2 protein-coding genes and 1 pseudogene are annotated in these 3,188 nt (G+C 68.0%); 1 reads left to right on the top strand and 2 read right to left on the bottom strand.

The genetic code is table 11. The features are described from left to right. The first annotated feature begins 126 nt into the window (after positions 1 to 126). Complete coding sequence (locus LE548_RS41310; protein WP_225102200.1) at positions 127 to 294, top strand: zinc ribbon domain-containing protein; 168 nt, start codon at positions 127 to 129, stop codon at positions 292 to 294. Between the two features lie 132 nt (positions 295 to 426). Here LE548_RS41310 and LE548_RS41305 read toward each other — a convergent pair whose 3' ends face one another. Then, positions 427 to 1,020 (bottom strand): TetR/AcrR family transcriptional regulator, encoded by a 594-nt coding sequence (locus LE548_RS41305; protein ID WP_225102198.1) that lies wholly within the window; start codon positions 1,018 to 1,020, stop codon positions 427 to 429. A 119-nt stretch (positions 1,021 to 1,139) separates the two neighbouring features. Then, positions 1,140 to 2,648: pseudogene (locus LE548_RS41300) on the bottom strand (MFS transporter). Positions 2,649 to 3,188 lie beyond the last annotated feature (540 nt).

The raw sequence follows: 3,188 nt of genomic DNA, 5'->3' as shown, positions 1-3,188 counted from the left end.
GGCGAAGCCAGGAGCAAGCCCTGCAGTCCGCCTGAAACAAGATCACCGGACTCTACGAAACTCGGGACAGCTCACCGGTACGGGCGCGACTTCGCCAAGGTCGGCCGGTACTTCCCGTCCACACAGCTGTGCTCCGCCTGCGGCAGCATCGAAGGCCCCAAGGGGCTGGATGGACTCGGGATCCGGAAGTGGACGTGCTCCTGCGGGGACGTCCACGACCGGGACGAGAACGCCGAACTCAACAGCCGCCGTGAAGGACGGCGCATCGTGGCCGAGGGACGCCCGGACACGTAAAACGCCTCGTGGAGCCCGCACAAGACCCGGCACGCCGGGCAGCGGGTGACGAAGCAGGAACCACTACGCACGTGCTGGAAACAGCGGCGGCACGGTGGGAATCTCCCCCGTTTACGCGGGAGAGCGTCAAACCTAGGACCAACCTCGCAAAGCGGCGTCCACGACGGCGTTCACGGTGTCGCGCCCCAGGTGGTTCCCGACGAAGCGCTCGAAGAACAGCGGCCCGGCGGTGGCCATGGCGAATGTCTCGGGGGTGACGTCGGGCCGGAGCTGGCCGCGCTCGACGGCTGTGGTAACCGCGGGACGCAGGGCGTCGGCGATCTGGTTCAGCAGTGACTCCCGGAGGCGGCGTATACCTTCGTCGTGCCGTGAGCCCCCGAGGACCGCGGCAAGGACGGCCCCCGATTGCTCGTCGTCCCAACGCTCGGCGAGCACGTTCAGACGGTAAATGAGCTCCGCTCGCGGATCGTTGCCCGAAGCGGCCCGAAGCTCCTCGGGTACCGGAGGGAGAGGGGGCATGCCGGCCTCCAGCGCGGCCAGGCGGAGGTCGAGAAGGCTCGGCCAGTGCCGGTAGACGGTTGCCCTGCCGACGTCGGCACGAGTCGCAACCGTTTGATGTGTCACGGCCTCCAGCCCACCTTCCGTGAGCAACGCGGTGGCCGCCGCGACCATGGCCTGACGACTGCGCAATAGACGCGGATCCGTTCGATCTTCCACCTGGTACACCTTCCGCTGGTAGAACCCGAGTCGCAGCCACGATGGGACATCCATTGAGCAGGTGAGGGGAGCCGCAAGGACCCTGTTCGCCCCCCTCGAAGGTGGGCCCTCACAGCACTGCTGTCCCGCTACATGTGCACGACAGGTGCGGCGTTCTCGTTCTGCTGGGGCACACCCCGGCGGTAGAGCAGGGCGGTGATGACCAGGCCGGCGACGAAGACGGCCGCCGACCACCAGTAGGCCGTGGAATAGCCCTCCAGGCCGGCCTGAGCCAGCACGCCGGGGTTCTTGGGATTGCGGCCGGAGAGGTAGCCGGTGGCGGCGTCGGAGGCCATCGTGCTGAGCAAGGCGATGCCGATGGAGCCGCCCACCTGCTGAAGCGTATTGACAGCGGCCGACGCAACGCCGGCATCGGAGGCCGCCACCCCGGAGGTTGCCAGGCTCATGGCGGGCGCGATGACCGTGCCCAGCCCGATGCCGACGAGTACCAGCTGGGGCAGTACCTGCGTCACGTATCCGCTGTTCAGGTCCAGCTTGGTCATTCAGATCAGCCCGGCGGCCGCAATGGCCATGCCCAGCGGGACCACCGGCTTCGGTCCTATGCGCGCCACCAGGACGTTGTTGGCCACGGCGGAGGCGGACGACGAGGCCACGATCAGGGGCACGAAGGCGAAGCCGGTGTTCAGAGCGCTGTAGCCGAGGCTCTGCTGCAGGTAGTAGGTCAGGAACAGGAACACGCCGAACATGCCCGCGCCGGTGACGAAGAGGGCGGCGAAGGAGGCACCGCGGTTACGGTCCAGCAGGACCCGCAGGGGCAGCAGCGGAGACGCCGCCCTGCTCTGCCACCACACGAAGACGGCCACCAGTACGACGCCGACTGCCAGCATGCCCCAGGTCGCCACCGAGCCCCAGCCACGCGTTTCGGCGTTCGAGAACCCGTAGACCAGGCAGAACAGTCCGATGGAGGCCAGCAGAGTGCCGGGGACGTCGAGCTTGGAGGTCGTGTCACGCGGGGTGCGGTGCAGCAGGGCCGCCCCACCGACGAACGCCACCACCGCGAAGATCACGTTGACGTACATGGTCCAGCGCCAGTCAAGGTACTCGGTCAGCACGCCGCCGAGGATCAGGCCGATGGCTCCGCCGGCACCGGCGACCGATCCCGCGACGGTGAATGCTTTCGCCCGCTCGCGCGGATCGGTGAACGTGGTCATCAGGACCGACAGGGCCGACGGGGCAAGCAGGGCGGCGAACAGGCCCTGGACGGCGCGCGCGATGACGAGCATGGCGAAACCGTTCGCCGCGCCTGCCACCATGGAAGCGGCCGCGAAGCCGGCCAGACCCACCAGGAACGTCACCTTCTGCCCGACCAGGTCCGTGACCCTGCCGCCGAGCAGCAGCAGACTGCCGAAGGCCAGCGCATAGGCGGTGACCACCCACTGCCGGGCGGCTTCCGAGAAGCCCAGGTCGTGCTGGGCGGACGGCAGGGCGATGCTCACGATGGTGCCGTCGAGGACGCCCATCAGCATCGACAGGGAAATGACCACCAGAATCCACCAGCGACGCCGGTGCGACAGGTCGGGCACATTCTCAGGTGTGGTCTCGGCGCCGCAAGCAGCGACGGTCGCGTTCTGGGACATGGGGCAGCCCTCCGGACAGCGAATGGGGGATGGAGGAAGAGAGAAAAGAACGGATCGAGAGATCGGGGAGGTCTCATCCGGTACGTGGCGCCATTTCGCGCTCACGGGCGGGAGCACTCGGCGGCATAGCCGCCTCGGTGAACGGATGACACGGGTGATTCAGCTCGACGAGGCCGACGGTCTCCCCCTCAGGAGGGAGACCAGGAACAAGCCAACGACGATGGTCATTTCACGTTCAGCGTCGGCATACGGCTGCCGTGTGGGGGCTGGATGTGGAACCACCCCGCCGGGCGGTCTCACCCGATGTGACGGGGTGGCTCCCGTGTGTCGCAGCCCTGGGATCGCCCGACTGCGGGCACGCCTCAGGCGCCAGTGCCTGGGGCGCGGCGTCTCAGGCTGACTGGCTCAATGGCCGGCGTGCCGGCCGTCACGACCGGCGGTGAGGCGGCTTTCCAGGCCCGTGATCAGCGTGTCCATCACGAGGCGGAACATGTGGTCCTGGTCAGGGCCTTCAGGGGCCGCACTCGTGGAGCCAGGGTC

It is taken from the genome of Streptomyces sp. CoH27 (assembly GCF_020181035.1).
GTDB lineage: Bacteria > Actinomycetota > Actinomycetes > Streptomycetales > Streptomycetaceae > Streptomyces > Streptomyces camelliae.
Note: the sequence above shows the minus strand (reverse complement) of the source record. Positions and strands in the feature narration are given on the sequence as shown.